Consider the following 26702-nt stretch of genomic DNA (forward strand, 5'->3'; position numbering starts at 1 on the left):
ATGCGATTCTCCCGCACGCCGGCGCAGTTGCCGGTCAGCATCACCATCGTCGGGCTCGGCTCGCGCGGCATCGGCGTACTCGAACGCATCATCACCCTGACCTCGCGGCCCGAGTGGGGCGCGCGCCCCCTCTCCATCGACCTCGTCGACCCGGACTGCGACGGGGCCGGCCTGCACGACACCACACAGCCCGACTACCTGCTCCTCAACACCGTGTGCAGCCAGGTGTCCTTGTTCCCCGAGGAAACCACCGTCGGCGCCGATGTCGGCGACCAGGGCCCCACCCTCTACGCATGGGTACGCCAGCTCGGACTGCGTCTCGCCGACGACGGATACACCCTCGGCGACCAGGGCAGGGAGATACGCCCCGACGACTACCTGCCCCGCCGGATCCTCGGCGCCTACCTCACCTGGTTCCTCCAGCGCACCCTCGACCGCGCCCCCGCGCACCTCAACATCCGGCTGCACCCGGCCACGGCGACCGCGGTCAACGACACGGACGCCGGCACGCGCACCATCACCCTGGACAACGGCACCGTGCTCCGCAGCAGCTACGTCTTCCTCACCTGCGGCCACACCCCACCCGCGGCCGCCACGGCACCCGGCGAACGCCACCGCATCCGTACGCCCTATCCGCCCGCCCAGCAGTTCGCCGGGATCCGTCCTGAACACACCGTCGCCCTCGCCGGAACCGGCCTGTCCGGCATGGACGCCCTCGCCGCCCTCACCCTGGGCCGCGGCGGGCGCTACACCGACCGCGGCGACTACGTGCGCAGCGGCCGCGAGCCGCACATCCTGCTTTTCTCCCGCACCGGCCTCCCGTTCCGCGCCCGGCCCACCGACGGCCGTACAGGCGCCTTCGCCCCGCTGATACTCACCCGGCAGACCATCGACCGGCTGCGCGCCGAGACCACCGGCGGCGCGCTGTGCCTGCACGCCGATCTGCTGCCACTGCTGTGCGCCGAAATGCGCATCGCCTTCCACCGCCGCTGCGGCGCACTCACCGGCGCCGCCGCGCAGCTCGCCACCGAGGAGGCACTGCGGGCCGCGGTCCGCACCGACACCCTGGACGCGGAACTCGAACGCCTCGACGCCCAACACCGCGTCGAATACGGCACGTTCTCTCCCGAGGACATCCTGTTCCCCACACTCGGCGACCTGCCGGACAGCGCCACCTACCAGGAGCGCTACACGGCAGCGCTGGAGGCCGACCTCCAGGAGGCGATCAAGGGCCTGGCAGCGAGCCCCCTCAAGTCCGCCCTCGAAGTGCTGCGCGACCAGCGGGACATGATCCGCCACGCGGTCGACTTCGGCGGACTCGACGACATTTCGCACGACGTGTTCTACGGCTCGTTCACCGCCACCCTCAACCGCGCGGTCACCGGACCCCAGCTCGACCGGCACGGCGATCTCCTCGCCCTCATCCGGGCCGGCGTCGTACGCGTTCCCCTCGGACCCGAACCACGCTGCGACTGGGACGCGCGGGCAGGCTCCTGGAGGCTGTCATCGACCCGCCTCACCGAGCCGCACACCGAACACGCCCACTGGCTGGTGCACGCCACATCGGGACAACCCGACGTGGAGGCCACCGGCAGCACACTCCTCAACCAGCTGCGCGACACCGGCCGCATCCGCCGCCACCGCGCCGGCACAGCCAGCAGCCGAGGCGTCGACATCACCGTGGGCCAGCACCCCGTGGCCCAGGACGGCCATGCGGACGAACAGATGTGGATCCTCGGCCCGCTCTGCGAAGGCGCCACCTTCTACAACCACTACGTCCCCTCGCCCGGCGGAGTGAACCGCGCGCTCCTGGACGCGGACCGCACCGTCCGCGCCATGCTCGACGCCGCCCGTCACATCGGTGAGGACCGACTCGTCCCCGCGGAGGCAGCCCGATGAACGCCGCCCTGGCCACCCTGCCCATCCTCGTCACTCTCGGCCTGCTCGCCGCCAAGGTCCGAGCGCTGTACGCGGCCCTGGCCGCCCTCGGCACCGCGGGCGGCCTCACCGCCGTCGTGTTCCACACCCCGCTCGCCGAACTCGGCGAAGCCCAGCTGCACATGCTGCCCACCCTCGTCGAACTCGCCGGAATCCTCTTCGGCGGCATCCTGCTCAGCGAGCTGATGTCCCGCACCGGCGCCCAGGCCCGCCTCGGCGACCGGCTCGGCGGAGCCAGCGGCCCACAGAGCCGCGCCGTCCTGCTCGTGGTGTTCGGCGTGACGCCGTTCGCCGAATCGCTCACCGGATTCGGCATCGGCGTCGTCGTGGCGATCCCCCTCCTGCGCCGCCTGGGTCTCGCACCCGCCAAGGCCGCCGTGGTGGGCCTGCTCGGCCTGGTCACCGTGCCGTGGGGCTCACTGGCCCCCGGCAGCCTGGTCTCCGCCGAACTGGGCGGTGTCGACTTCCAGGAACTCGGCGTCGTCTCCGCCCTGCTCTCCGCGCCCGTCTTCCTCGTCTGCGGCGCCGCGGCGCTCGCCGTCGCCTTCGGGATCCGACGCGCCGCGAGCGCCGCCGGCGAACTGCTGCTCGCCACCGGCACGTTGTGGCTCACCGTGTGGGCGGTCAACCGTTTCATCGGAGTACCACTGGCCGGCGTTCTCGGCGGCCTGGCCGTCATCGCGGTCCTGCTCCTGGTCTCGCGCCTCCAGGAGCGAACGAACAGCCCGGCGGCCGCGCCCGGCGAGCCCGTGCGCCGCGCCCTGGCGCCGTACGCCTTCCTCGTGCTCGGCCTGCTCGCCGGGCGCGCCGCGCTGACCGCGGCGAGCATCGAGGAAGGCTGGTGGACCGTCATCGCCGGACCCGCGGGCTGGCTGCTGCTCACCACCGCACTCACACCCCGGCTGCTCGGAGTCGCCGACGAGATACTGCCCGACGCGGCCCGCTCGGCCCTGTCCCGATGGTGGCAGGTCACCCTGACCACCGCGATCTTCCTGATCCTGGGCACGCTCCTCACCGTGACCGGCATGAGCCGCGAGATGGCCGAGGCCTGCGCGGCACTGGGCCCCGCCTACCTCCTGCTGGCCCCCTGGATCGGCGCGGCGGGCGGCTTCCTGGCCGGCTCCAACACCGGCGCCAACGCGATGTTCGCCGCCAGCCAGGGCGCAGCCGCACACGCCCTCGGCTACCCCGCCCTCCAACTCGTCGGCATCCAGAACGTCAGCGCCGCGCTCGCCTCCGCCGGATCAGTGGCCCGCGTGGTCCTCGCCGCCGAACTCGCCACCAGCACACCCGGCCCGGACGGCTCCGCTGCCCAGGCCGCCAGGCAGCCGAAGCGGGAACCCGCCCCTGGGGACACCGCGACCGCGGTGCTCGAAGAGCCGCGGACGGCCCCGGACACCGGCCACATCCTGCGCACCGTACTCGCCACGCACGCCGTGGTGTTCCTCCTGCTCGGCGCCATCGCACTGCTCTGGCGCTGAAGCCCACCCCCGCACGCATCCCACCGGAGGCATCGCCATGTCCCGCCCCGTCGTCCTGATCGCCGACCACCTGTCACCCGCCACCGTCGACGCACTCGGCCCGGCCATCGAGGTCCGCCACTGCGACGGCACCGACCGCGCACAACTCCTGGCCGCCGTCGCCGACGCCGACGCGCTCCTGGTCCGCAGCAGCACCATCGCCGATGCCGAAGTGATCAGCACGGCCCACCGTCTGAAGGTGATCGGCCGCGCCGGGGTCGGCCTCGACAACGTCGACGTCCCCGCCGCCACCGCCGCCGGTGTCCTCGTCGTCAACGCACCGGCCGCCAACGTCGTCAGCGCCGCCGAGATGACCTGTGCCCTGATCCTCGCGGCGGCCCGCCATGTCCCGCAGGCCGCGGCCGCGCTGAGCCGCGGGTCCTGGCAGCGCGCCCGCTTCACCGGCACCGAGCTCGCAGGCCAGACCCTCGGAGTGATCGGCTTCGGCCGCATCGGCCGCCTCGTCGCACGCCGCATGGCCGCCTTCGACATGAACGTCATCGCGTACGACCCCTACGTCACCTCCACGGACGACGGCACACCCCTGGTCCCTCTCGAAGAACTCATCCGCCGAGCCGACGTCGTGACCGTCCACCTGCCACGCACACCCGAGACGATCGGCCTGATCGGCGCCGCCGAACTGCGCCAGGCCAAGCCGACCGCCTACATGGTGAACGTCGCCCGCGGCGGCATCATCGACGAGACCGCGCTCCACGCCGCCCTGAGCGAGGGCCAGATCGCGGGCGCCGCCCTCGACGTCTTCGCCGAAGAACCCTGCACCAACGCACCGCTGCTCGCCCTGCACAACGTCATCGCCACCCCACACCTGGGAGCGAGCACCACGCAGGCCCAGGAGAAGGCAGGCGTCACGGTCGCCAGGTCGGTCACACGCGCCCTGGCCGGCAAACCGGTCCCGGAAGCGGCGAACACCCCAGCCCGCTTCACAGAAGAACTCACCCCTCTGCCCGCCCTCGTCCACTGACCACCTGGCTGATGCGGTTCAGCAGGGAGGGCGGAGGCCAGGGGCCTCTACGACACCACGTCCTTCCGCGCGAACCCCCTGAACGCCAACGCGAACAGCACCAGCGCATACGCCACCGACACCGCCGAGCCCTGGATCATTCCGCCCCACTCGGGGCGGGGCTGGATCGCGTCCGCCCAGGCGAACTGCCAGTGCGCCGGGAGGAAGTCGCGCCAGCTGCCCAGTGCCGTTACCGCGTCCAGGACGTTGCCGACGATGGTCAGGCCCACCGCGCCGCCCACCGCGCCCAGGGGGGCGTCCGTCTTCGTCGAGAGCCAGAAGGCCAGGGCCGCGGTGACCAGTTGGGAGACGAAGATGTACGCCACGACGATCACCAGGCGCTGCGCCGCCGTGCCCGCGGGCAGGGCGCCGCCCGTCGGGATCTGTAGCGGGCCCCAGCCGTAGACCGCCGTCCCGACCGCGAGGGCGATCAGTGGGAGAAGGATCATCGCCGCCGCGCTGAGGCCGAGCGCGACCGCCAGCTTCGACCACAGGAGGCGGGCCCGTGGGACGGGAGCCGCCAGTAGGTAGCGCAGTGACGACCAGCTGGCCTCCGACGCGACCGTGTCCCCGCAGAACAGCGCGACCGGGATGACCAGCAAGAAGCCCGCCGACACGAACAGACACGTGGCCGCGAAGTTCGCGCCCGATGCCGTGGCCGTGTCCATCAGCGTCACCCGGCCGCTTCGGGACTCCGGGGATCCGGCGATGGTGAACGCGAGGACCAGCACGAAGGGCAGCAGGGCCATCACGCCGCCCATGACCAGCGTCCGGCGCCGCTTCAGCTGGCGGACCGCTTCGACGCGCAGCGGCAGCGTACGGCCGGGGCGGTAGCCGGGGGCCGTGGCGCGTTCCGTGCCCGGCTCCGTGAGTGGGGCTGGGGCGCTCATGCCGTGCCTCCGTCGATCAGGGTCAGGAACGCGTCCTCGAGGCGGCGGTGGGGGCCCATGGACTCCACCGGCAGCTCCAGGCGTACCAGTTCGGGCAGCAGCCGGCTCGCGCTGCCTGCCTCCGTGCCGTCGAGACGTACGAGGAGGCCGCCGTCCGCGCGGGCCGCGGATGCCACGCCGGGCAGCGCGGCCACCTTGTCGACCATGGGGTCGGAGACGGCGTCCGCGAGGCCGACGAGCAGGGTGTCGCCGGAGCCGATGATCTCCGCGACCGGGCCCGCCTGGACCAGGCGTCCGCGGTCCATGACGACCAGGTGGGTGCAGGACTGCTCGACCTCCGCGAGGAGGTGGCTGGAGACGATGACCGTGCGGCCGCCCGACGCGTACCGGATCATCACCTCGCGCATCTCGCGGATCTGGGGCGGGTCGAGGCCGTTGGTCGGTTCGTCGAGGATCAGCAGGTCCGGCATGCCGAGCATGGCCTGGGCGATCGCGAGCCGCTGCCGCATGCCCTGCGAGTACGTCCGCACCGCGCGGGCCAGCGCGTCGCCGAGCCCGGCGATCTCCAACGCCTCGTCCATGCGGGCGTCCTCGGCGGGGCGCCCGGTGGCCTTCCAGTACAGCTCCAGGTTCTCGCGCCCGGAGAGGTGCGGCAGGAAGCCCGCGCCCTCGACGAACGCGCCGACCCGGGAGAGGACCGGGGCGCCCGGCCTGATCGCCTGCCCGAAGACGCGGATCTCGCCCGCGTCGGGGCGGATCAGGCCCATGAGCATGCGCAGGGTCGTCGTCTTGCCGGCGCCGTTCGGACCCAGGAGGCCGAGCACCTGGCCCTTCTCGACGCTGAAGGAGACATCACGGACCGCGTAACGGTCCGTCGACTTGGCGTACTTCTTGCTCAGGTCCGTGATCCGCAGCGGCACTTCCGCCAGCTCCGGGTCAGGGGCGGGCGCCGCCGTCCGGCGCCGCGCGGTGAGCAGGAGCAGCACGGCGATGACCGCTCCGGCCGCCGGGAGCCACCACACCCAGGCGGGCAGCGGGGCCGCCGCCGTCTTCACGCCGGGCGCGGTGGGGACCTTCAGGTCGCTCTTCAGGGACACCGTGTACGTGGCGGGCTGCTCGGGAGAGGCATAGCCCAGGTCGGTCGATGCGAGGACGAGGCGCAGGCGGTGGCCCTTCTGCAGGTCGTGGTCGACGGCGGGCAGGGTGAGGGTGACGTCCTTGCCCGCCTTCGCGCCCTCCACGCGGATCGGCGAGACCAGCTGCGAGGGCAGTACCTTCTGCCCGCCGCCCGGCCCGACGTCGTACACCTTCCCGAAGAACACGGCGTCCTCGCTGTCGGACTTGACGTGCACCCGCACCTGCGGTGATCCGGTGACCCGCAGGTCGTCCTTGATCGGCGCCGACTGGAACGCGGCGTGCTGGCCGGGGAAGTCCAGGGAGACGCCGACGCCGAGCGAGGAGAGCTGGTTGAGCCCGCCGCCGCCCGCGCCGGGGAGCGCGGAGATGGCGGGCGGCGCAGCCCCCGCGGGGTTCTCCACGCGCTGCGGCTCACGCCCGCTGAGCGGGATGTCCCGCTGCGCGTTCTCCAGACCGGGATACGTGTCGCCGCTCGCGCCCCGCAGCTGCGCGCCTCCGTCGGTGGAGTCGACGCCTCCGGTGCGCGTGACCCGGAACGCGGGACCCGTGTCCACGCTCTTGTCGTCCTTCAGATAGCGGTCGAACCACGATCCGACGCGTGCCTCGACCCGCCCCGTCTCGCGGTCGCCGCCGTCGTGACCGCCCGAGATCCAGTCGACGGACACGGGCGCGTGGTTGCCGCGGATCGCCTTGGAGATGGCGTCGGCGTGGCCGAGCGGGAAGAGGGAGTCGGTCTGGCCCTGGAAGAGCAGGGCGGGCACCTTGATGCGGTCGCCGACGGCGGCGGGGCTGCGGCCGGCGAGGAGCTTCTTCGCCTCGGCGTCCGGCTTCCCGGCGACCGCGACGCGGTTGTACATCTCACACAGCTGCTTCTCGAACCGCTCGCAGCCGCCGCCGGTGTTGATGAAGAGACCGGCCCACAGCTTCTTGAACACGCCGTTCGGGAAGAGGGCGTCGCTGAGGTTCCAGTACGTGATCTGGGGGGCGACGGCGTCCACCCGGTCGTCGTACCCGGCGGCCAGGAGGGAGACCGCGCCGCCGTACGAGGCGCCGGTCATGCCCACCCGGGGGTCGCCCTTCTTGTCCAGCTGCACCTCGGGGCGGGTCGCCAGCCAGTCGATGAGCCCCCGGGCGTCGGCGACCTCGCCCTTCGGGTCGTTGAGCCCGATCTTGCCGGTGGACTTGCCGAAGCCGCGGGCGGTCCAGGTGAGGACCGCGTACCCCTTCTCGGCGAGGTCCTCGGCCTGGGTGCGCAGGTCGTCCTTGCTGCCGCCGAAGCCGTGGCCGATGAGGACGGCGGGGCGCTTCGTGTCGGGGTCACCCGCGGTGAAGTACGACGTGTCGATCTTCGCGCCGCCCGCCCCCGGCATCCGCATCATGCGGTCCTCACGGTGCACGGCGGGCCCGTCGTCCGATGCCGCCGCCGTCCACGTGCCCGCCCCCGCCAGAATGGCGAGGGCGGCCGCGGCGGCGAGCAGTCTGCGCCTGGGCAGTCGTAGATCCATGCGTCAACCGTACGGGCGAGGTCCGACAACCGAGGCAGCCGGTGGTCTGAACCCGGTTGCCTACCTGGGGAGTAGGCAGCGGGGCCCGCGTACCACGATCGCGGTACGCGGGCCCCTGACCACGCTCAGTGGTTGCGCGGGAAGCCCAGGTCCACGCCGGCCGGCGTGTCCGACGGGTCGGGCCAGCGGGTGGTGACCACCTTGCCCCGGGTGTAGAAGTGCGTGCCGTCGTTGCCGTAGATGTGGTGGTCGCCGAAGAGCGAGTCCTTCCAGCCACCGAAGGAGTGGTAGCCGACCGGCACCGGAATCGGGACGTTCACGCCCACCATGCCGGCCTCGATCTCCAGCTGGAAGCGGCGCGCGGCGCCGCCGTCGCGCGTGAAGATCGCGGTGCCGTTGCCGAAGGGGGAGGCGTTCATCAGCGCCACGCCCTCCTCGTACGTGTCGACGCGCAGGACACACAGCACGGGGCCGAAGATCTCGTCCTTGTACGCCTCGGCCGTGACCGGCACGCGGTCCAGGAGCGAGAGGCCGATCCAGTGGCCGTCCTCGAAGCCGTCGACCGTGTGTCCCGTGCCGTCGAGGACGACCTCGCAGCCATCGGCAGCGGCCCCGGTGACGTACGAGGCGACCTTGTCACGGTGGGCCGCGGTGATCAGCGGACCCATCTCCGACGTCGGGTCGTTGCCGGGGCCGATCTTGATCTTCTCGGCCCGCTCCTTGATCTTGGCGACGAGCTCGTCGCCGACCGAGCCGACCGCGACGACGGCCGAGATGGCCATGCAGCGCTCGCCCGCCGAGCCGTACGCCGCCGACACGGCCGCGTCGGCCGCCGCGTCGAGGTCGGCGTCCGGCAGGACCAGCATGTGGTTCTTGGCGCCGCCGAGCGCCTGGACGCGCTTGCCGTTGGCGGTCGCGGTGGTGTGGATGTAGCGGGCGATCGGGGTGGAGCCGACGAAGGAGACGGCCGCCACGTCCGGGTGCTCCAGGAGCGCGTCGACGGCCACCTTGTCGCCGTGCACGACGTTGAAGACACCGTCCGGGAGTCCGGCCTCGCTCAGCAGCTCCGCGATCTTCATCGCGGCCGAGGGGTCCTTCTCCGACGGCTTCAGTACGAAGGTGTTGCCGCACGCGATGGCCAGCGGGAACATCCACATCGGCACCATGGCCGGAAAGTTGAACGGCGTGATGCCCGCGACGACACCGAGCGGCTGGCGGATGGACGAGACGTCCACGCGCGAGGCGACCTCCGTCGACAGCTCGCCCTTGAGCTGGACCGTGATGCCGCACGCGAGGTCCACGATCTCCAGGCCGCGCGCGACCTCGCCGAGCGCGTCCGAGTGCACCTTGCCGTGCTCGGCGGTGATCAGCTCGGCGATCGCGTCACGGTTGGCGTCGAGCAGCGCGCGGAAGGCGAAGAGGACCGAGGTGCGCTTGGCGAGCGACGACTTGCCCCATGTGACGTACGCCTCACGCGCGGAGGCGACGGCGGCGTCCACCTCGTCCACGGAGGCGAAGGCGACCTGCGTGGTGACGGCGCCGGTCGCGGGGTCGGTCACCGGGCCGTACGTACCCGACGCGCCCTCGACAGTCTTGCCACCGATCCAGTGGTTGACGGTCTTCGTCATGACAAGCATCCCTACTCTCACATCTCACAGGTGGCGGCGTCGGGCTGAGACGTGCCGGTCGTACTCTTTCCTGGCCTCGACCGCCGACGGTCGGTCCGCGGTCTCGGCCACGGGCACATCCCACCACGCCTGCGCCGGGGGCGGGGGCGACACTGTGTCTGCCGTTTCCGTCTCCACGTAGACACATGTGGGACCGTCGGCCGCCCGCGCCCGTGCGAGGGCATCGCGCAGGTCAGCCACTGTTCTGGCGCGGATCACCCGCATCCCGAGCGAGGCCGCGTTGGCCGCGAGGTCGACGGGCAGCGGGGCGCCGGTGTACGTCCCGTCCGCCTCCCGGTAGCGGTAGGCCGTGCCGAAGCGCTCGCCGCCCACGGACTCGGAGAGCCCGCCGATGGACGCGTACCCGTGGTTCTGCAGGATCACGACCTTGACCGGGATGTTCTCCTGGACGGCCGTGACGATCTCGGTGGGCATCATCAGATACGTCCCGTCGCCCACCAGCGCCCAGACCGGCCGCTCCGGCGCCGCGAGGGCGACGCCGATCGAGGCGGGGATCTCGTATCCCATGCAGGAGTAGCCGTACTCGACGTGGTACTGGCGGGGCGAGCGCGCCCTCCACAGCTTGTGGAGATCGCCGGGCAGGGACCCCGCCGCGTTGATGATCACGTCCTCGTCCCCGACCAACTCGTCCAGCAGCCCCAGGACTTGGATCTGCGTGGGCCGTACGTCGGGTTCACCGGCCGCGTAGGCCGCGTCGACCCGCTGCTCCCACCGCGCCTTGTCCTCGGTGTACTCGGCGACGTACGCGGGCGGCACCCGCCACTCCTTCAGGGCTGCGGTCAGCGCCTCCAGACCGGCGCGTGCGTCCGCGATGAGCGGTGTGCCCGCCATCTTGTGGCCGTCGAACGCGGCGATGTTGAGGTTCAGGAAGCGGACGTCCGGCGTCTCGAAGAGCGTGCCGGAAGCGGTCGTGAAGTCGCTGTAGCGGGTGCCGACGCCGATCACCAGGTCGGCGGTGCGGGCGAGTTCGTCGGCGGTGGCCGTGCCCGTGTGCCCGATGCCGCCGACGTCCGCGGGGTGGTCGAACCGCAGGGATCCCTTGCCCGCCTGGGTGGAGGCGACGGGGATGCCGGTCGCGTCCACGAGCTCCCGCAGCGCCTCCTCGGCCGCGCTGTGGTGGACCCCGCCGCCCGCGACGATCAACGGGCGCCGCGCCTCGCGCACGGCCCTTGCTGCGGCGGCCAGTTCAAGCGGATCGGGCTCCTGACGGCGTACGCCCCACACCCTCTCGGCGAAGAACTCCTCCGGCCAGTCGTACGCCTCCGCCTGTACGTCCTGCGGAAGCGCGAGGGTGACGGCGCCGGTGTCCGCCGGGTCGGTGAGCACGCGCATCGCGGCGAGCGCGGCCGGGATCAGGGCCTCGGGCCGTGTGACCCGGTCGAAGTACCGCGACACCGGGCGCAGGCAGTCGTTGACCGACACGTCACCCGCGTACGGGACTTCGAGCTGCTGGAGCACCGGGTCGGCGGGGCGGGCCGCGAAGATGTCGCCGGGCAGGAGGAGGACGGGCAGGTGGTTGACGGTCGCGAGCGCGGCGCCGGTGACGAGGTTGGTCGCGCCGGGGCCGATGGAGGTGGTGACGGCGTGCGTGGACAGGCGGCCGGACTGGCGTGCGTACCCGACGGCGGCGTGCACCATGGCCTGTTCGTTGCGGCCCTGGTGGAAGGGCATCTCGTCGCCGTACTCGACGAGCGCCTGGCCGATGCCAGCCACGTTGCCGTGCCCGAAGATGCCCCAGGTGGCGCCGATGAGCCGCTGCCGCTCGCCGTCGCGTTCGGTGAACTGCCGGGACAGGAAGCGGACGAGGGCCTGCGCGGTGGTCAGCCTGATCGAGGTCATCGCTTTCCCTCCACTGTCATCGGTATCCCTCCGTGTGATCGGGGTGGAAGCAGATCTTCCACTCCCGCTCCTCGCCGGGCCCTGCCATCACGTTCAGGTAGTACATGCTGTGCCCCGGCTGGGCGATCGAGGGGCCGTGCCAGCCGTCGGGGACGAGCACGGCGTCGCCCGTACGGACCTCGGCGAGGACGTCGGTGCCGCCGGGGCGCGACGGGAAGACCCGCTGGTAGCCGAAGCCTTCCTGCCCTTCCCTGTCGGCCTCGATCTCGAAGTAGTAGATCTCTTCGAGCTCGGTCTCGACGCCTGGGCGGTGCTCGTCGTGCTTGTGGGGCGGGTACGAGGACCAGTTGCCGCCGGGAGTGATCACCTCGACGGCGATGAGGCGGTCGCAGTCGAAGGCGTCGGCCGACGCGAAGTTGCGGACCTCGCGGGCGCAGGTGCCGCTGCCGCGGTGCTCGACGGAAACCTCCGGCGCGGAGCCGTAGCGGGCGGGGAGTCGACGCTCGCACTTCGCTCCTGCCAGGGCGAAGCGGCCTCCCGCGCCGGAGGCGATCTGGATTTGGGCGTCACGCGGCACGTAGGCGAAGTCGCTCACTCCGCTGAACACGCACCGACGGCCCAGCAGTTCGATGATCTCGCCTTCCGCGTGCACCGTACAGCCGCCGGTCAGCGGCAGCACGATCCATTCACTCTCCCCGGTGGCGAAGGAGTGCGTGGTGCCGGGTTCGATGTCGACCACGCGCAGCGCGGAATAGTCCAGACCGGACCGCTTGGGGTCGAGTTCGAGGGCGTAGGGCCCTTCGGCCGCGCTCCCCTTCGGTACGTATGTCATGTGGCCCTCCTACAGCAGTCCGACGGCGGTGTCGACGGCGCCCGCCACGTCGCCGTCCGGCGGGTACAGCAGCGTGCGCCCGGCGACGAGCCCGTGCACGGTGGGCAGTTGAAGCGCCCCGCGCCACTTCTCGTAGGCGGTGTCGCTGTCGTCACCGATGTCACCTCCCAGGAGGACCGCGGGCAGGGTCGAGGCCGCCATGACGCGCGCCATGTCGTCCGGATTCTCGGTCACCGGGACCTTCAGCCAGGTGTACGCCGACGTCCCGGCGAGCCCCGAGGCGATGGCGATCGACGTGGTGACGGCCTCCGCGCTCAGGTCGTTGCGCGGCGGTCCGCCCTCGGGGGCGCGGCGGCAGAGGAACGGCTCGACGAAGACGGGCAGTTGCCGGGCGGCCATGGCGTCGACGGCACGGGCGCTGGAGTGCAGGGTGGTGAGGGAGCCGGGGTCTTCGTAGTCGACCCGCAGCAGGAGCTTGCCCGCGTCGAACCCGAGCCGGTCGATGTCCTCGGCCCGATACCCCGTGAACCGGTCGTCCAGCTCGAACGAGGCCCCCGCCAGCCCGCCGCGGTTCATCGACCCCATGACGACCTTGCCGTCGAGGGCGCCGAGCAGCAGCAGGTCCTCGAGGATGTCGGCGGTGGCGAGCACGCCGTCCACGCGGGGCCGCGAGAGGGCGAGGCAGAGCCGTTCGAGGAGGTCCGCGCGGTTGGCCATGGCCAGCTTGTCCCCGCCGACGGAGAGGGCGCCACGGGCGGGGTGGTCGGCGGCGATGATCATCAGCCGCCCGCTGTCGCCGAGGAGGGGCCGCCGGGGGCGCCGGGCGGCGGCTTCGGCGATGGCCTCGGGGTGTTCGGCCCGGGTCCGGACGAGTGCGGTGACGTCAACCATGAATCACGGCTCCCGCGGCGAGCGCCGCCTCGACCTCGTCGGGGAACGGCATCGCGGAGGAGCACTCGAGCCGCGAGGCGACGATCGCCCCCGCCGCGTTGGCGTACCGCATGATCCGCTCCAACTCCCAGCCTTCGAGCAGCCCGTGGCACAGCGCACCACCGAAGGCGTCCCCCGCCCCGAGGCCGTTGAGCACCGTCACGGGCAGCGGCGGCACCTCGGCGGCCTCGCCCGAGCTGTTCATGGCGAGCACCCCCTTGGGGCCCTGCTTGACGACGGCGAGTTCGACGCCGGCCTCCAGCAACGCGCGGGCGGCGCCCGCGGGTTCACGCACGCCCGTGGCGATCTCGACCTCGTCGAGGTTGCCGACCGCGACGGTGGCCTGGGCGAGGGCCTGCGCGTAGAACCCGCGCGCCTCGTCGGCCCGCTGCCAGAACATCGGCCGCCAGTCGAGGTCGAAGACAGTGAGCCCCGCCTTCGCCCGCCGGCGCAGCGCCGCCAGCGTGGTCGACCTGCTGGGCTCCGCGCAGAGCCCCGTACCCGTCATCCAGAACACCCGTGCGGAGGCGATCGCGTCGAGGTCGAGTTCCTTCTCGTACATCTCCAGGTCGGGGGCGCTCGGCTGCCGGTAGAAGTAGAGCGGGAAGTCGTCCGGCGGGAAGATCTCGCAGAAGGTCACCGGGGTGGGCAGGCCCGGTACGCCGCTCACCCACCGGTCGTCGACGCCGAACTCCCGCAGCTCCCGGTGCAGATAGTCCCCGAAGGGGTCCTCGCCGGTACGCGTGACGACCGCGGTCCGGCGGCCGAGCCGGGACGCGGCGACGGCGACGTTCGACGCGGAGCCGCCGAGGAACTTGCCGAACGTGCTGACGTCGGCGAGAGCCACCCCGGCCTGCAGGGGATACAGATCCACGCCGATCCGGCCCATCGTGATCACGTCGTACGGATCGGTCACCCTGTACTCCCTCTCAGCATCGCCCTCCCCCGTATCCACCCCTAGGTCTAATCGCGCCCTACAGCCCTGTCAACACATTGTCCTTACATTCGGACCACTCCTTGACACCGTTCCGCGGCGCCCTGAAAGCTGGCGGACATGACGACGCTGTCACGCATCCGGATCGGTTCGGCTCCCGACTCGTGGGGCGTGTGGTTCCCCGAGGATCCGGGCCAGGTCCCCTGGAGCCGCTTCCTCGACGAGGTGGCGGACTCCGGATACGAGTGGATCGAGCTCGGCCCGTACGGCTATCTGCCCAGCGATCCGGCCGTGCTGACCGCCGAGACAGAGAAGCGCGGCCTGAAGGTGTCGGCGGGAACGGTCTTCACGGGCCTGCATCACGGACCCTCCGTATGGGACAGGACGTGGGCCCATGTGGCCGACAACGCCGCGCTCGCGCAGGCGATGGGCGCCGGGCACCTCGTCGTGATCCCCGCCTTCTGGCGCGACGACAAGACCGGCACGGTCCTGGAGGACCGCACGCTCACCCCGGAGCAGTGGCGTCAGCTCACGCTCCAGACCGAGCGGCTGGCGTACGAGGTGCGCGAGCGCTACGGCCTGCGTGTGGTCGTCCATCCCCACGCCGACACACACATCGACGACGAGAAGAACGTCACCCGCTTCCTCGACGCGACCGACCCCGACCTCGTCTCGCTCTGCCTGGACACGGGCCATTACGCCTACTGCGGCGGCGACAGCGTCAAGCTGATCGAGACGTACGGCGAACGCATCGGCTATCTGCACCTCAAGCAGGTCGACCCGGCCGTCCTGGCCGAAGTGCGCGCGCAGGAACTGCCGTTCGGGCCCGCCGTGGCCCGTGACGTGATGTGCGAGCCGCCGACCGGGGTGCCCGCCATCGAGCCGGTCCTCGCGGCGGCCCAGAAGCTGGGCGTCGAGCTGTTCGCCATCGTCGAGCAGGACATGTACCCGTGCCCACCGGACAAGCCGCTGCCCATCGCCCGCCGCACCCGCTCGTATCTGCGCTCCTGCGGGGCCTAGTCCGGCGCAGCGGGCCCGGTCCGCCTCGCTCGCCCCCCCGGATGCATCACAACCGTCACAAACAACCTCTTCCTGTCACACATGTCCCGCCTACGCGGGTCTTCCGTCACAGGCAGTCGACAGCTGCCCTCCCACGCTCACTCCGCGTCGTTCACCGGGCACAGGCTGAGTGATCGCCAGCGTCGGCGCCGCAGCTCCCCCGACGGCTCCCCCCGAGCCGCCCCTGCGGCGCCCGCAGGGAGGTGCCACTGATGACCGACCGAAGGCTCTGGTCGTACAAGGACATCGCCGCACACATCCGGGTGCAGCCCGACACCGTGCGCTCCTACCGCAAGCACGGCTTGCTGCCCGCGCCCGACCATGTGGAGTCCGGCAAGCCCTACTGGTACGCGGACACCATCCGCGCCTGGGTCGCCGCGAGGCCGGGCAACAACCGCGGGCGCAGAGACTGACCGGCCCGATGGATCTCTTCGCGGCCCCTCGTTGATGCGTACCCCCTAGGGGTATACAGTGGTGAGAGTCAGGGGGCCTCCGGGAACACCGGGACCACTCCTGCACATTACGACGCACGAACAGGCACGCACACACGCCGCAACCTCACCGAGGAGAACGACATGAGCGCTCAGACCGAGCTCCCGCAGGCCGAGACCACCGTGTACGAGGTCACGGGCATGACCTGTGGCCACTGCGAGGGCGCCGTCAGCAGTGAGATCTCGGAGATCGCCGGCGTCACCTCTGTCAAGGCGGTGGCCGCCACCGGCCTGGTGACCGTGGTCTCCGAGGCCCCGCTCGACGAGGCCGCGGTCCGCGCCGCGGTCGACGAGGCGGGGTACGAACTCGCCGGTGTCAGCAAGGCCTGACGCGCGCCCCGCCGGGTACCCCGGGCTCTGTGACACCGTCACAGGGCCCGCAGCCGCTGCACCCCAGACGTACGAAAGAGCCATGAACGAAGTCGAACTCGCCGTCGGCGGAATGACCTGCGCCTCCTGCTCCGCCCGCATCGAGAAGAAGCTGAACCGCGTGGAGGGCGTGGACGCGTCGGTCAACCTCGCCACGGAGAAGGCGAAGGTCTCGTACGCGGAAGGGGTCGAGGTCGCGCAGCTGATCGCCACGGTCGAGAAGCTCGGCTACAGCGCGCGGGAGATCGTCCCGGCTCCGCCCGAGCGGGAGACACCGGCCACCACCGCCGACATCACCGAGCCCGACACCCTGCGCCGGCGGCTCATCTGCTCGGCGCTGCTCTCGCTGCCCGTCGTCCTGCTCGCGATGATCCCCTCGCTCCAGTTCGACAACTGGCAGTGGCTCTCGCTGACCCTGGCGGCGCCCGTCGTCGTCTGGGGCGGTTACCCCTTCCACAAGGCCGCGTTCACGAATCTGCGGCACGGCGCCGCGACCATGGACACCCTGGTGTCGGTGGGCACGCTCGCCGCGTTCGGCTGGTCCCTGTGGGCGCTCTTCCTCGGGGACGCGGGGATGCCGGGGATGCGGCACGGCTTCGAGTTCACGGTGTCGCGCGCCGACGCCGCGTCGACGCTCTACCTCGAAGTGGCCGCGGGCGTCGTCACGTTCATCCTGCTCGGCCGCTGGCTGGAGGCGCGCGCCAAGCGGAAGGCGGGCTCGGCCCTGCACGCGCTGCTCGAACTGGGCGCCAAGGAAGCGGCCGTGCTGCGGGACGGCACGGAGGTCCGCATACCGGTCGCGCGTCTCGTGGTCGGCGACCATTTCGTCATACGTCCGGGCGAGACCGTCGCGACCGACGGAACCGTCGTGGAAGGCGCGTCCGCGGTCGACGTCTCGATGCTGACCGGCGAGTCCGTTCCGGTGGACGTGGCCGAGGGCGACGCGGTGACCGGGGCGACCACGAACCTTTCGGGGCGACTCCTCGTCGAGGCCACCCGCGTCGGCTCCGACACCCAACTGGCCAGGATGGCCAAGCTCGTCGAGGACGCCCAGACCGGCAAGGCGCAGGTGCAGCGCCTGGCCGACCGGATCGCGGGGATCTTCGTGCCGGTGGTCCTGATGATCGCCACCGCCACGCTCGGCGGCTGGCTCGGCGCCACCGGTGACGTGACCGCCGCCTTCACCGCGGCCGTCGCCGTCCTGATCATCGCCTGCCCGTGCGCACTCGGCCTCGCGACCCCGACCGCCCTGATGGTCGGCACCGGGCGCGGCGCGCAGCTCGGCATCCTCATCAAAGGCCCCGAAGTCCTGGAGTCCACGCGGCGGGTGGACACGGTCGTCCTGGACAAGACCGGGACGGTGACGACGGGGCGCATGACCCTGCGGGACGTGTACGTCACCGGGGAGACCGAGGAGAAGGAGCTGCTGCGGCTCGCGGGGGGCCTGGAGCACGCCTCCGAGCACCCCGTGGCGCGGGCCATCGCCGTGGGCGCCGCCGCGGAGTCGGGGCTCTCGGTGGGCGCGCTGCCCGCCGTGCGGGGCTTCGAGAACGTCGCGGGGTCGGGCGTGCGCGGCACGGTGGACGGGCACTTGGTGCTCGTGGGCCGTGAGCGGCTGCTCGCGGACGCGGGAGTCGAGGGGCTCGCCTCGGTGGCCGCGCTCAAGGCGGAGGCCGAGGCGGCGGGACGTACGGCCGTGCTGGTCGCCTGGGACGGTGTGGCGCGCGGTGTGCTCACCGTCGCCGACACCGTCAAGGACACCAGCGCCGAAGCGGTGCGCGAGCTGCGGGCCCTGGGGCTGACGCCGGTGCTGCTCACCGGGGACAACGACGCGGTCGCGCAGGCCGTGGCGAGGGCCGTCGGCATCGAGGCCGAGGCCGTGTACGCCGATGTGCTTCCCGAGGACAAGGTCGATGTCGTACGGCGGCTGCGCGACGAGGGCAAGGTCGTCGCGATGGTCGGGGACGGGGTCAACGACGCCGCGGCGCTCGCCACGGCCGATCTGGGCCTCGCGATGGGGACGGGCACGGACGCGGCCATCGAGGCGAGCGATCTGACGCTGGTGCGCGGGGACTTGCGCGGGGCGGCCGACGCGATCAGGCTCTCCCGTAGGACCCTCGCCACGATCAAGGGCAATCTCTTCTGGGCCTTCGGCTACAACGTCGCCGCGCTGCCGCTCGCCGCCGCCGGGCTCCTGAACCCGATGATCGCGGGGGCCGCGATGGCATTTTCCTCGGTCTTTGTGGTCACCAACAGCCTCCGACTCAGGAACTTCACATAAGCTCTTCACATCTCGGTCGCAGCATTCTCACGCCTGAGTCCTGATCGGCATATCGGGCCTCTTGCGCATGTACAGGACATATGATGGAGACGCAGATCACAGCGATCCCAACGTAACCATTCGGGGGGCTCGCGAGTCTAAGAGGACGATGCCAGGGACGTCTTGGGGGACGTCTCTAGACATCGGGGACATCTTGGGGGATGTTCCTAGGAATGCGTTGGCCGGGACACGTGCACCGGGGAGCTTGAGCGGCCCTCCTGGTTCGTACGCGTCCCGGCAGATCGCAGGACGAGCACGACGCACGACAAGTACGACGTGCAGCACAACTGGCGCGCTGCCACCACAGACGCCCGGCCGGATCCCGTGGGGGGAATCCGCACCGGGGAACAGGAAAGCGCCCCGACCGTCGACCCGTGGGGGGATCGACGGCGGGGCGCTTTTCGCTTGGTTCAGCGACCCTCGACGGGGACGAAGTCCCGCAGGACCTCACCGGTGTAGATCTGGCGCGGGCGCCCGATGCGGGATCCCGGCTCCTTGATCATCTCGTGCCACTGCGCGATCCAGCCCGGAAGACGGCCGAGCGCGAACAGCACGGTGAACATCTCGGTCGGGAAGCCCATCGCGCGGTAGATGAGACCCGTGTAGAAGTCCACGTTCGGGTACAGCTTGCGCTCGACGAAGTAGTCGTCGGCCAGCGCGTGCTCCTCGAGCTTGAGCGCGATGTCCAGGAGCTCGTCGGACTTGCCGAGCGCCGAGAGGACGTCGTGCGCCGCAGCCTTGATGATCTTCGCCCGGGGGTCGAAGTTCTTGTAGACGCGGTGCCCGAAGCCCATGAGCTTCACGCCGTCTTCCTTGTTCTTCACCTTGCGGATGAAGGTGTCGACGTCGCCGCCGTCCGCCTTGATGCCCTCGAGCATCTCCAGGACGGACTGGTTGGCACCGCCGTGCAGCGGGCCCCAGAGGGCCGAGATGCCGGCGGAGATCGAGGCGAACATGTTCGCCTGCGACGAGCCCACCAGACGCACGGTGGAGGTCGAACAGTTCTGCTCGTGGTCCGCGTGCAGGATCAGGAGCTTGTCCAGCGCGGAGACGACGACCGGGTCGAGGTCGTACTCGGCGGCCGGCACCGAGAAGGTCATGCGCAGGAAGTTCTCGACGTAGCCGAGGTCGTTGCGCGGGTAGACGACCGGGTGGCCCTGCGACTTCTTGTACGCGTAGGCCGCGATCGTCGGAAGCTTGGCGAGAAGACGGATCGTCGAAAGGTGACGCTGCTTCTCGTCGAACGGGTTGTGACTGTCCTGGTAGAACGTCGACAGCGCGCTGACCACCGACGACAGCATCGCCATCGGGTGTGCGTCACGCGGGAAGCCGTCGTAGAACCGCTTGACGTCCTCGTGCAGCAGGGTGTGCTGCGTGATCTCGTTCTTGAAGCTGGCGAGCTCGTCGACCTTCGGCAGTTCGCCGTTGATCAGCAGGTACGCCACCTCGGTGAAGGTGGAGCGCTCGGCCAGCTGCTCGATCGGGTAGCCGCGATACCGGAGGATCCCCTGCTCACCGTCGAGATAGGTGATGGCGGATTTATAGGCGGCGGTATTGCCATAGCCGCTGTCCAGGGTCACCAGACCGGTCTGGGCGCGGAGCTTCCCGATGTCGAAGCCCTTGTCGCCGACGGTCGAATCGATCACCGGGTAGGTGTACTCGCCATCGCCGTACCGCAGTACTACAGAGTTGTCGCTCACGTCATCCCTCACCGACGTTGTGCCTCTTCTTCGAGGTGCCCTGACTGTCTCTACCATCCCCCATTTGGCCCTGGAGAGTGCACTCGGGGTCGACCATTGGGCCTATTGGCGGCACTGAGTGCCGCCAACCTACTCATCCTGCCCCTCTTCGCCCCGGTTGCGGAAGTGGTGTGTGACCTTTCCTACTCGTTTGATCGATCAAAATTTCCAGGGGTGGATCCGGGCGTGGAACCACGGCCTCCGGCGAGCCGGAAGTCCAGGGCCGTACAGCGTCTGCCCGCGGAGACCGTGCGCACCGCTTGCCCCAGAGCCTTGCGCGAACCGACAAGGACGACCAGCTTCTTGGCGCGCGTGACCGCCGTGTAGAGCAGATTCCGCTGGAGCATCATCCACGCACCCGTGGTCACGGGGATCACCACCGCCGGATACTCGCTGCCCTGGGAGCGGTGGATGGTGACCGCGTACGCGTGCGCCAGTTCGTCCAGTTCGTCGAAGTCGTACGGAATCTCCTCGTCCTCGTCCGTCATGACCGTGAGCCGCTGCTCGTCGGAGTCGAGCGAGGTGACTACCCCGACGGTGCCATTGAAGACGCCGTTCTGCCCCTTCTCGTAGTTGTTGCGGATCTGGGTGACCTTGTCGCCGACGCGGAACACCCGGCCGCCGAAGCGCTTCTCCGGTACGTCGGGCCTGCTCGGGGTGATGGCCTGCTGGAGCAGGCCGTTCAGGTTCCCCGCGCCCGCCGGGCCGCGGTGCATGGGGGCGAGCACCTGGATGTCGCGGCGGGGGTCGAGGCCGAACTTGGCCGGAATGCGACGGGCCGCCACGTCGACGGTGACCCGCCCCGCGTCCTCGGTCTCGTCCTCGACGAAGAGGAAGAAGTCCGAGAGCCCCTGAGTGATGGGCGGCACCCCGGAGTTGATGCGGTGGGCGTTCGTGACGACGCCGGACTGCTTGGCCTGCCGGAAGATGTGGGTGAGCCGGACCGCGGGGACGGGGCTCCGCTCGCTGAGCATGTCCCGAAGCACCTCGCCCGCGCCGACGCTCGGCAGCTGGTCCACGTCTCCGACGAACAGGAGGTGGGCGCCCGGGGCGACGGCCTTCGCCAGCTTGTTGGCCAGGAGCAGGTCCAGCATGGATGCCTCGTCGACCACGACGAGGTCGGCGTCGAGCGGACGGTCCTTGTCGTACGCGGCGTCCCCTCCCGGCTTCAGCTCCAGGAGGCGGTGGACGGTGGAGGCCTCGGCCCCGGTGAGCTCGGCGAGGCGTTTGGCGGCCCGGCCCGTGGGGGCGGCGAGGACGACCTTGGCCTTCTTGGCGCGGGCGAGCTCCACGATGGAACGGACCGTGAAGGACTTGCCGCAGCCGGGGCCGCCGGTGAGGACGGCCGCCTTCTGCGTCAGCGCGAGCCTGACCGCCTGCTCCTGCTCGGGCGCGAGGTCTGCGCCCGTACGGGTGGCGAGCCAGGCGAGGGCCTTGTCCCAGTCGACGTCCCGGAAGGCGGACAGACGGTCGTCCGGAGCTCTGAGCAGGCGCAGGAGCTGGGCGGAGAGGGAGAGTTCGGCGCGGTGGAAGGGGACGAGGTAGACGGCGGTGACTGGCTCTTCCCCTTCGGGGCCGCTGCCGGGGCCCGGGACCCTCTCGCGTACGACGCCCTCGTCCTCCGTCGCGAGCTCGGCCAGGCAGTCGATGACCAGGCCCGTGTCCACCTGGAGCAGCTTCACCGCGTCCGCGATGAGGCGGTCCTCGGGGAGATAGCAGTTGCCCTGGTCGGTGGATTGCGAGAGTGCGTACTGCAGGCCTGCCTTGACCCGTTCGGGGCTGTCGTGCGGGATGCCGACGGACTGGGCGATGCGGTCCGCGGTGAGGAAGCCGATGCCCCAGACGTCCGCGGCGAGGCGGTAGGGCTCGTTCTTCACGATGGAGATGGAGGCGTCCGCGTACTTCTTGTAGATGCGGACGGCGATGGAGGTGGAGACGCCCACGCCTTGCAGGAAGACCATCACCTCCTTGATGGCCTTCTGTTCCTCCCAGGCGGCGGCGATCATCTTGGTGCGCTTGGGGCCGAGGCCCGGGACTTCGACGAGGCGTTTGGGTTCCTTCTCGATGATGTCGAGGGTGTCCACGCCGAAGTGGGTGGTGATGCGGTCGGCCATGACGGGGCCGATGCCCTTGATGAGGCCCGAGCCCAGATAGCGGCGGATGCCCTGGATGGTGGCCGGGAGGATGGTGGTGTAGTTCTCCACCGTGAACTGCTTGCCGTACTGGGCGTGTGAGCCCCAGCGGCCCTCCATGCGCAGGGACTCTCCCACCTGGGCGCCCAGCAGTGCGCCGACGACGGTGAGGAGGTCGCCGCCGCCGCGGCCGGTGTCCACACGGGCGACCGTGTAGCCGTTCTCCTCGTTGGCGTACGTGATCCGCTCCAGGACGCCTTCGACCACGGCGGTCGTCACTTTTGCTGGGCTCGACATGAGCCGACGCTATCGCTCGGGGCTGACAGTGTGGGGGGCCTGTGGATAACTCGGGCGGGGGTGGCTGGGGTGGGGTGCAGCCGGCTGGGGCGGGGCGCAGCTTCGAGGGGGCCCGGTCTTTCGACCGGGCCCCCTCGGGTCTCCCCTCCCCTGTCGGTGCTCCGCTGATCCCCCCAGATCTCCCCCACGGAAGTCCCGACGCAAAGTACGACCCGCGTCGGGCGGGAAGGGTTGCACGGGCGGGGCGATTAGTTTTCGGGGTGCCGAGGAAGTGGGGCAGAAGTAACTTTTAACGCATGAACGAACAATCGCCAGAAACTCCTGACGGCACGGAAACTTCCGATGGCACCTCGCTGGAGAAGGACGTACTCGACGAACTGGGCGACGACAAGCTCCAAGAGATCGCGGGGCTGCTCGGTACGGATGCCGCGGGGGCGCAGGACGTGGTGGGAACCACGGTGACCGCGCTTTCGGGGAACCTCCAGGAGAAGGCGGAGGATCCCGCGGAGGCGGCAGAGGTCGAACAGGCACTCGCCGAGGCGTCGCCTCCGCAGGGGGTCGTCGGCTTCGGTGGGTTCGGGGGGCTCGCGGCGGGCGGGATGCTTTCCGGGGTGCTGGCGAAGATGAGCCGGCCGGTGGCTAACGCGGTGGCGAAGAAGACGGGGTTGCCGGCGGCTTCTGTGACGCGGGTGATCGAGTTGGTGATTCCGGTGCTGTTTGCGGTGCTGACGAAGCGGGCGCGGAAGTCGGGGGCTGCGGGGGCTCCGGGGGCGGGTTCCACCGGGGGTGGATTCGGCGACCTCCTGGGGCAGATCCTGGGCGGCAAGAAGCGGTAGCCCTGCCGGGGGGCGGGTGGTGCGGGTTAGGGCGTCCCGCCAGGCAACGCGTGGCGCAAGTAGCCCCGCACCGTTTCCGACAGGACCTCGTGGCCGTCCCTCGACCACAGCCCCTCGTTGAAGAGCTCCACCTCGATCGGGCCCCCGTAACCCGCCCCCTCCACCAACCCTCGCCACGACCGCAGGTCGACCGAACCCTCCCCCAGCTGCCCGCGCCCGTTCAGGACCCCCTCCGGCAACGGCGTCACCCAGTCCGCCAGCTGGAACGCGTGGAGGCGGCCACCGCGCCCCGCGCGGTCGATCTGCGCGGGCGCCCTGTCGTCCCACCACACGTGGTACGTGTCGACGCAGACCCCCACCTGCGAAGCCGGAAAGCGTTCCGCCAGGTCCAGCGCCTGGGCCAGCGTGGAGACCACGCAGCGGTCCGACGCGAACATGGGGTGGAGGGGCTCGATGGCGAGGCGGACCCCGCGGGACGCCGCGTACGGGCCGAGTTCCGCCAGCGCTTCGGCGATGCGCGAGCGTGCCCCGTGCAGGTCCTTGCTTCCGGCGGGCAGGCCGCCCGAGACCAGGACCAGCGTGTCCGTACCCAGCGTCGCCGCCTCGTCGATCGCCGCCCTGTTGTCGTCGATGGCCCGCACGCGCGCGTGCGGCTCGACCGCCGTGAGGAAGCCGCCCCGGCAGAGCGTGGTGACCGTAAGACCCGCGTCGCGCACCAGCTTGGCGGTCCGTTCCAGGCCGTACGACTGGACCGGCTCACGCCAGAGGCCGACCCCGGGGACCCCCAAGTCCGTGCACGCCGATACCAGTTCCGGCAGCGACAGTTGCTTGACCGTCATCTGGTTGATGGAGAAGCGCGCCAGGGACTCGGACTCGCTCATTGGTCTACTCCGTACGTGGCCAGTAGGGACTTCATGCGGCACTCCGCCAGGAGCGGGTCCGGGAACAGGCCGAGGCCGTCCGCCAGTTCGTAGGCGTGGCACAGGTGCGGCAGCGACCGTGCCGACTGCAGGCCGCCCACCATGGTGAAGTGGGTCTGGTGGCCTGCCAGCCATGCCAGGAACACCACGCCCGTCTTGTAGAAGCGGGTGGGGGGTTGGAAGAGGTGGCGGGACAGTTCCACTGTGGGGTCGAGGCGGGCTCGGAACGCCTTGGTGTCGCCCATGTCCAGCGCGCGCACCGCATCCGCCGCCAGCGGAGCCAGCGGGTCGAAGATGCCGAGCAGGGCGTGGCTGAAGCCCTGCTCGTCGCCCGCGATCAGCTCGGGGTAGTTGAAGTCGTCGCCCGTGTAGCAGCGCACGCCGTTCGGAAGGCGGCGGCGCAGGGCGATCTCGCGGCCGGGGTCGAGGAGGCTGATCTTGATCCCGTCGACCTTGTCGGGGTGCGCGGAGATGACATCGAGGAACGTCTCCGTCGCCTCGTCCAGGTCCTCGCTGCCCCAGTAGCCGGTGAGCGCCGGGTCGAACATCGGGCCGAGCCAGTGCAGGATCACCGGCTCGCTCGCCTGGCGCAGGAGGTGGCCGTACGTCTCCGCATAGTCGTCCGGCGAGGTGGCGGTGGCGGCGAGCGCCCTCGATGCCATCAGGATCACCTGGGCGCCGGTCGATTCGACCAGGGCCAGCTGTTCCTCGTAGGCCGCGCGGACCGTCGGCAGGTCGGCCGGCGTGGTGAGTTGGTCCGTCCCCGCGCCGCAGGCGATCGCGCCGCCCGCCGACTTCGCCTCCGCCGCGGAACGCCTGATCAGCTCCGCGGCGCCCGTCCAGTCCAGGCCCATGCCGCGTTGTGCCGTGTCCATCGCCTCGGCCACCCCCAGGCCCTGCGCCCACAGATGGCGGCGGAAGGCGAGGGTCGCGTCCCAGTCGACGGCCGCCGGGGAGTCCGGGGACACGTCGGCGTAGGGGTCCGCGACCACGTGGGCCGCGGAGAAGACCTTGCGGGAGGCCAGGGGGGCGCCGCTGCCGGGCGGCGCCTGCGAGGGCGCCCTGCGGGGCTCGTACGGGCGCGTGGTGCCGTCCACGCGCGGGAGCAGGAGCGTCACTGGGCGATCTCCGGTACCTCGATGCGGCGGCCCTCCGCCGAGGACTTCAGGCCCAGTTCGGCGAGCTGCACGCCGCGTGCGCCCGCGTGCAGGTCCCAGTGGTAGGGCGCGTCCGCGTACACGTGCTTCAGGAAGAGCTCCCACTGCGCCTTGAAGCCGTTGTCGAACTCCTGGTTGTCGGGGACCTCCTGCCACTGGTCACGGAAGGAGTGCGTGACGGGCAGGTCGGGGTTCCAGACCGGCTTGGGGGTGCTGCTGCGGTGCTGTACGCGGCAGTTGCGCAGGCCCGCGACCGCCGAGCCCTCCGTGCCGTCCACCTGGAACTCGACCAGCTCGTCGCGGTTCACGCGGACCGTCCAGGAGGAGTTGATCTGCGCGACCGCGCCGCCTTCGAGCTCGAAGATGCCGTACGCCGCGTCGTCCGCCGTCGCGTCGTAGGGCTTGTCCCGCTCGTCCCAGCGCTGCGGTACGTGCGTGGCCGCCAGCGCCTGGACGCTGCGTACGCGGCCGAACAGCTCGTGCAGGACGTACTCCCAGTGCGGGAACATGTCGACGACGATGCCGCCGCCGTCCTGCGCGCGGTAGTTCCAGGAGGGGCGTTGGGCGCTCTGCCAGTCGCCCTCGAAGACCCAGTAGCCGAACTCGCCGCGGACGGACAGGATCTGGCCGAAGAAGCCGCCGTCGATCAGGCGCTTCAGTTTGAGCAGTCCCGGTAGAAAGAGCTTGTCCTGGACCACGCCGTGCTTGATGCCGGCGGACGCGGCGAGGCGGGCCAGTTCGAGGGCGCCCGCGAGGCCGGTCGCGGACGGCTTCTCGGTGTAGACGTGCTTGCCGGCGGCGATGGCCCGCTTGATGGCTTCCTCGCGCGCGGACGTGACCTGCGCGTCGAAGTAGATGTCGATGGTGGGGTCCGCGAGGACCGCGTCCAGGTCGGTCGAGACGGCCTTCTCGGCGTCGAGTCCGTGGCGCTCCGCGATCTCCCGCAGGGCGTTCTCCCTGCGGCCCACCAGGACCGGCTCGGGCCACAGCACCGTGTTGTCGGCGTCACCGAGGGGGAGTCCGCCCTGCTCGCGCAGGGCGAGCAGGGAGCGGACGAGGTGCTGGCGGTAGCCCATCCGTCCCGTCACACCGTTCATGGCGATGCGCACCGTCTTGCGAGTCACAGGGAGTCCCTCCGTACGCAGGTA

The 26702-nt window shown here is 70.8% G+C and carries 19 protein-coding genes and 1 pseudogene; 8 read left to right on the forward strand and 12 right to left on the reverse strand.

The genetic code is table 11. From position 1 onward, the window contains the following. From ABXJ52_RS12985 to ABXJ52_RS12995, 3 genes and pseudogenes are all read left to right on the forward strand, one after another. On the forward strand, window positions 1–1899 hold the full coding sequence (locus ABXJ52_RS12985; RefSeq protein ID WP_367042024.1) for an FAD/NAD(P)-binding protein: 1899 nt from the start codon (window positions 1–3) through the stop codon (window positions 1897–1899). Further along, on the forward strand, window positions 1896–3419 hold the full coding sequence (locus ABXJ52_RS12990; protein WP_367042026.1) for an L-lactate permease: 1524 nt from the start codon (window positions 1896–1898) through the stop codon (window positions 3417–3419). Before ABXJ52_RS12985 ends, ABXJ52_RS12990 begins: the two co-directional genes overlap by 4 nt. Before the next feature lie 37 nt (window positions 3420–3456). Beyond that, window positions 3457–4386 (forward strand): annotated as a pseudogene (locus tag ABXJ52_RS12995) (hydroxyacid dehydrogenase); the annotation flags it as partial. Between the two features lie 101 nt (window positions 4387–4487). On the opposite strand, the gene ABXJ52_RS13000 reads toward ABXJ52_RS12995, so the two are convergent. The 7 genes from ABXJ52_RS13000 to iolC all read right to left on the reverse strand — a co-directional run bounded on the left by ABXJ52_RS13000 (window position 4488) and on the right by iolC (window position 14189). After that, entirely contained in the window at window positions 4488–5369 is an 882-nt protein-coding gene (locus ABXJ52_RS13000; RefSeq protein ID WP_367042027.1) for an ABC transporter permease, read from the reverse strand. Further along, complete coding sequence (locus ABXJ52_RS13005; protein WP_367042029.1) at window positions 5366–8011, reverse strand: alpha/beta fold hydrolase; 2646 nt, start codon at window positions 8009–8011, stop codon at window positions 5366–5368. The genes ABXJ52_RS13000 and ABXJ52_RS13005 overlap by 4 nt, the downstream gene beginning before the upstream one ends. A gap of 125 nt (window positions 8012–8136) precedes the next feature. Further along, window positions 8137–9639, reverse strand: a complete 1503-nt coding sequence (gene mmsA, locus ABXJ52_RS13010; protein WP_367042031.1) for a CoA-acylating methylmalonate-semialdehyde dehydrogenase — start codon at window positions 9637–9639, stop codon at window positions 8137–8139. Between the two features lie 24 nt (window positions 9640–9663). Next, window positions 9664–11538, reverse strand: a complete 1875-nt coding sequence (gene iolD, locus ABXJ52_RS13015; RefSeq protein ID WP_367042033.1) for a 3D-(3,5/4)-trihydroxycyclohexane-1,2-dione acylhydrolase (decyclizing) — start codon at window positions 11536–11538, stop codon at window positions 9664–9666. 16 nt (window positions 11539–11554) lie between these two features. Then, window positions 11555–12370, reverse strand: a complete 816-nt coding sequence (gene iolB, locus ABXJ52_RS13020; protein ID WP_367042035.1) for a 5-deoxy-glucuronate isomerase — start codon at window positions 12368–12370, stop codon at window positions 11555–11557. 9 nt (window positions 12371–12379) lie between these two features. Next, the gene (locus ABXJ52_RS13025) at window positions 12380–13261 is read right to left on the reverse strand and encodes a deoxyribose-phosphate aldolase (RefSeq protein WP_367042037.1); all 882 of its coding nucleotides are present in this window, start codon (window positions 13259–13261) and stop codon (window positions 12380–12382) included. Then, window positions 13254–14189, reverse strand: a complete 936-nt coding sequence (iolC, locus tag ABXJ52_RS13030) for a 5-dehydro-2-deoxygluconokinase (protein ID WP_367049020.1) — start codon at window positions 14187–14189, stop codon at window positions 13254–13256. Before iolC ends, ABXJ52_RS13025 begins: the two co-directional genes overlap by 8 nt. 165 nt (window positions 14190–14354) lie before the next feature. Here iolC and ABXJ52_RS13035 point away from each other — a divergent pair, with 165 nt between their 5' ends. The 4 genes from ABXJ52_RS13035 to ABXJ52_RS13050 all read left to right on the forward strand — a co-directional run bounded on the left by ABXJ52_RS13035 (window position 14355) and on the right by ABXJ52_RS13050 (window position 18434). Further along, window positions 14355–15254: a sugar phosphate isomerase/epimerase gene (locus ABXJ52_RS13035; protein WP_367042039.1), complete on the forward strand. Its 900-nt coding sequence runs from the start codon at window positions 14355–14357 to the stop codon at window positions 15252–15254. Window positions 15255–15505: 251 nt separating this feature from the next. Beyond that, the gene (locus ABXJ52_RS13040) at window positions 15506–15706 is read left to right on the forward strand and encodes a MarR family transcriptional regulator (RefSeq protein WP_367042041.1); all 201 of its coding nucleotides are present in this window, start codon (window positions 15506–15508) and stop codon (window positions 15704–15706) included. Window positions 15707–15868: 162 nt separating this feature from the next. After that, window positions 15869–16114 (forward strand): heavy-metal-associated domain-containing protein, encoded by a 246-nt coding sequence (locus ABXJ52_RS13045; protein WP_367042042.1) that lies wholly within the window; start codon window positions 15869–15871, stop codon window positions 16112–16114. An 82-nt stretch (window positions 16115–16196) separates the two neighbouring features. Beyond that, a complete protein-coding gene (locus ABXJ52_RS13050) occupies window positions 16197–18434 on the forward strand; it encodes a heavy metal translocating P-type ATPase (protein WP_367042044.1) in 2238 nt (745 codons plus the stop codon). 449 nt (window positions 18435–18883) lie between these two features. Here ABXJ52_RS13050 and ABXJ52_RS13055 read toward each other — a convergent pair whose 3' ends face one another. Both ABXJ52_RS13055 and ABXJ52_RS13060 read right to left on the reverse strand, forming a co-directional pair. Continuing rightward, window positions 18884–20173, reverse strand: coding sequence for a citrate synthase (locus ABXJ52_RS13055; protein ID WP_367042047.1), 1290 nt, complete (start codon window positions 20171–20173; stop codon window positions 18884–18886). A gap of 182 nt (window positions 20174–20355) precedes the next feature. After that, the gene (locus tag ABXJ52_RS13060) at window positions 20356–22641 is read right to left on the reverse strand and encodes an ATP-dependent RecD-like DNA helicase (protein WP_367042049.1); all 2286 of its coding nucleotides are present in this window, start codon (window positions 22639–22641) and stop codon (window positions 20356–20358) included. 296 nt (window positions 22642–22937) lie between these two features. On the opposite strand from ABXJ52_RS13060, the gene ABXJ52_RS13065 reads away from it, so the two are divergent. After that, on the forward strand, window positions 22938–23477 hold the full coding sequence (locus ABXJ52_RS13065) for a DUF937 domain-containing protein (RefSeq protein ID WP_367042051.1): 540 nt from the start codon (window positions 22938–22940) through the stop codon (window positions 23475–23477). Window positions 23478–23503: 26 nt separating this feature from the next. On the opposite strand, the gene ABXJ52_RS13070 is transcribed toward ABXJ52_RS13065, so the two are convergent. Genes ABXJ52_RS13070 through ABXJ52_RS13080 form a run of 3 tightly spaced genes read right to left on the reverse strand, consistent with a single transcriptional unit; the run spans window position 23504 to window position 26678 of the window. Further along, complete coding sequence (locus tag ABXJ52_RS13070; protein ID WP_367042052.1) at window positions 23504–24358, reverse strand: sugar phosphate isomerase/epimerase family protein; 855 nt, start codon at window positions 24356–24358, stop codon at window positions 23504–23506. After that, on the reverse strand, window positions 24355–25515 hold the full coding sequence (locus ABXJ52_RS13075) for a dihydrodipicolinate synthase family protein (RefSeq protein ID WP_367042054.1): 1161 nt from the start codon (window positions 25513–25515) through the stop codon (window positions 24355–24357). The genes ABXJ52_RS13070 and ABXJ52_RS13075 overlap by 4 nt, the downstream gene beginning before the upstream one ends. Further along, window positions 25512–26678, reverse strand: a complete 1167-nt coding sequence (locus ABXJ52_RS13080; RefSeq protein ID WP_367042057.1) for a Gfo/Idh/MocA family oxidoreductase — start codon at window positions 26676–26678, stop codon at window positions 25512–25514. Before ABXJ52_RS13080 ends, ABXJ52_RS13075 begins: the two co-directional genes overlap by 4 nt. Window positions 26679–26702: the final 24 nt, after the last annotated feature.

Source organism: Streptomyces sp. Je 1-332, from assembly GCF_040730185.1.
Lineage (GTDB): Bacteria > Actinomycetota > Actinomycetes > Streptomycetales > Streptomycetaceae > Streptomyces.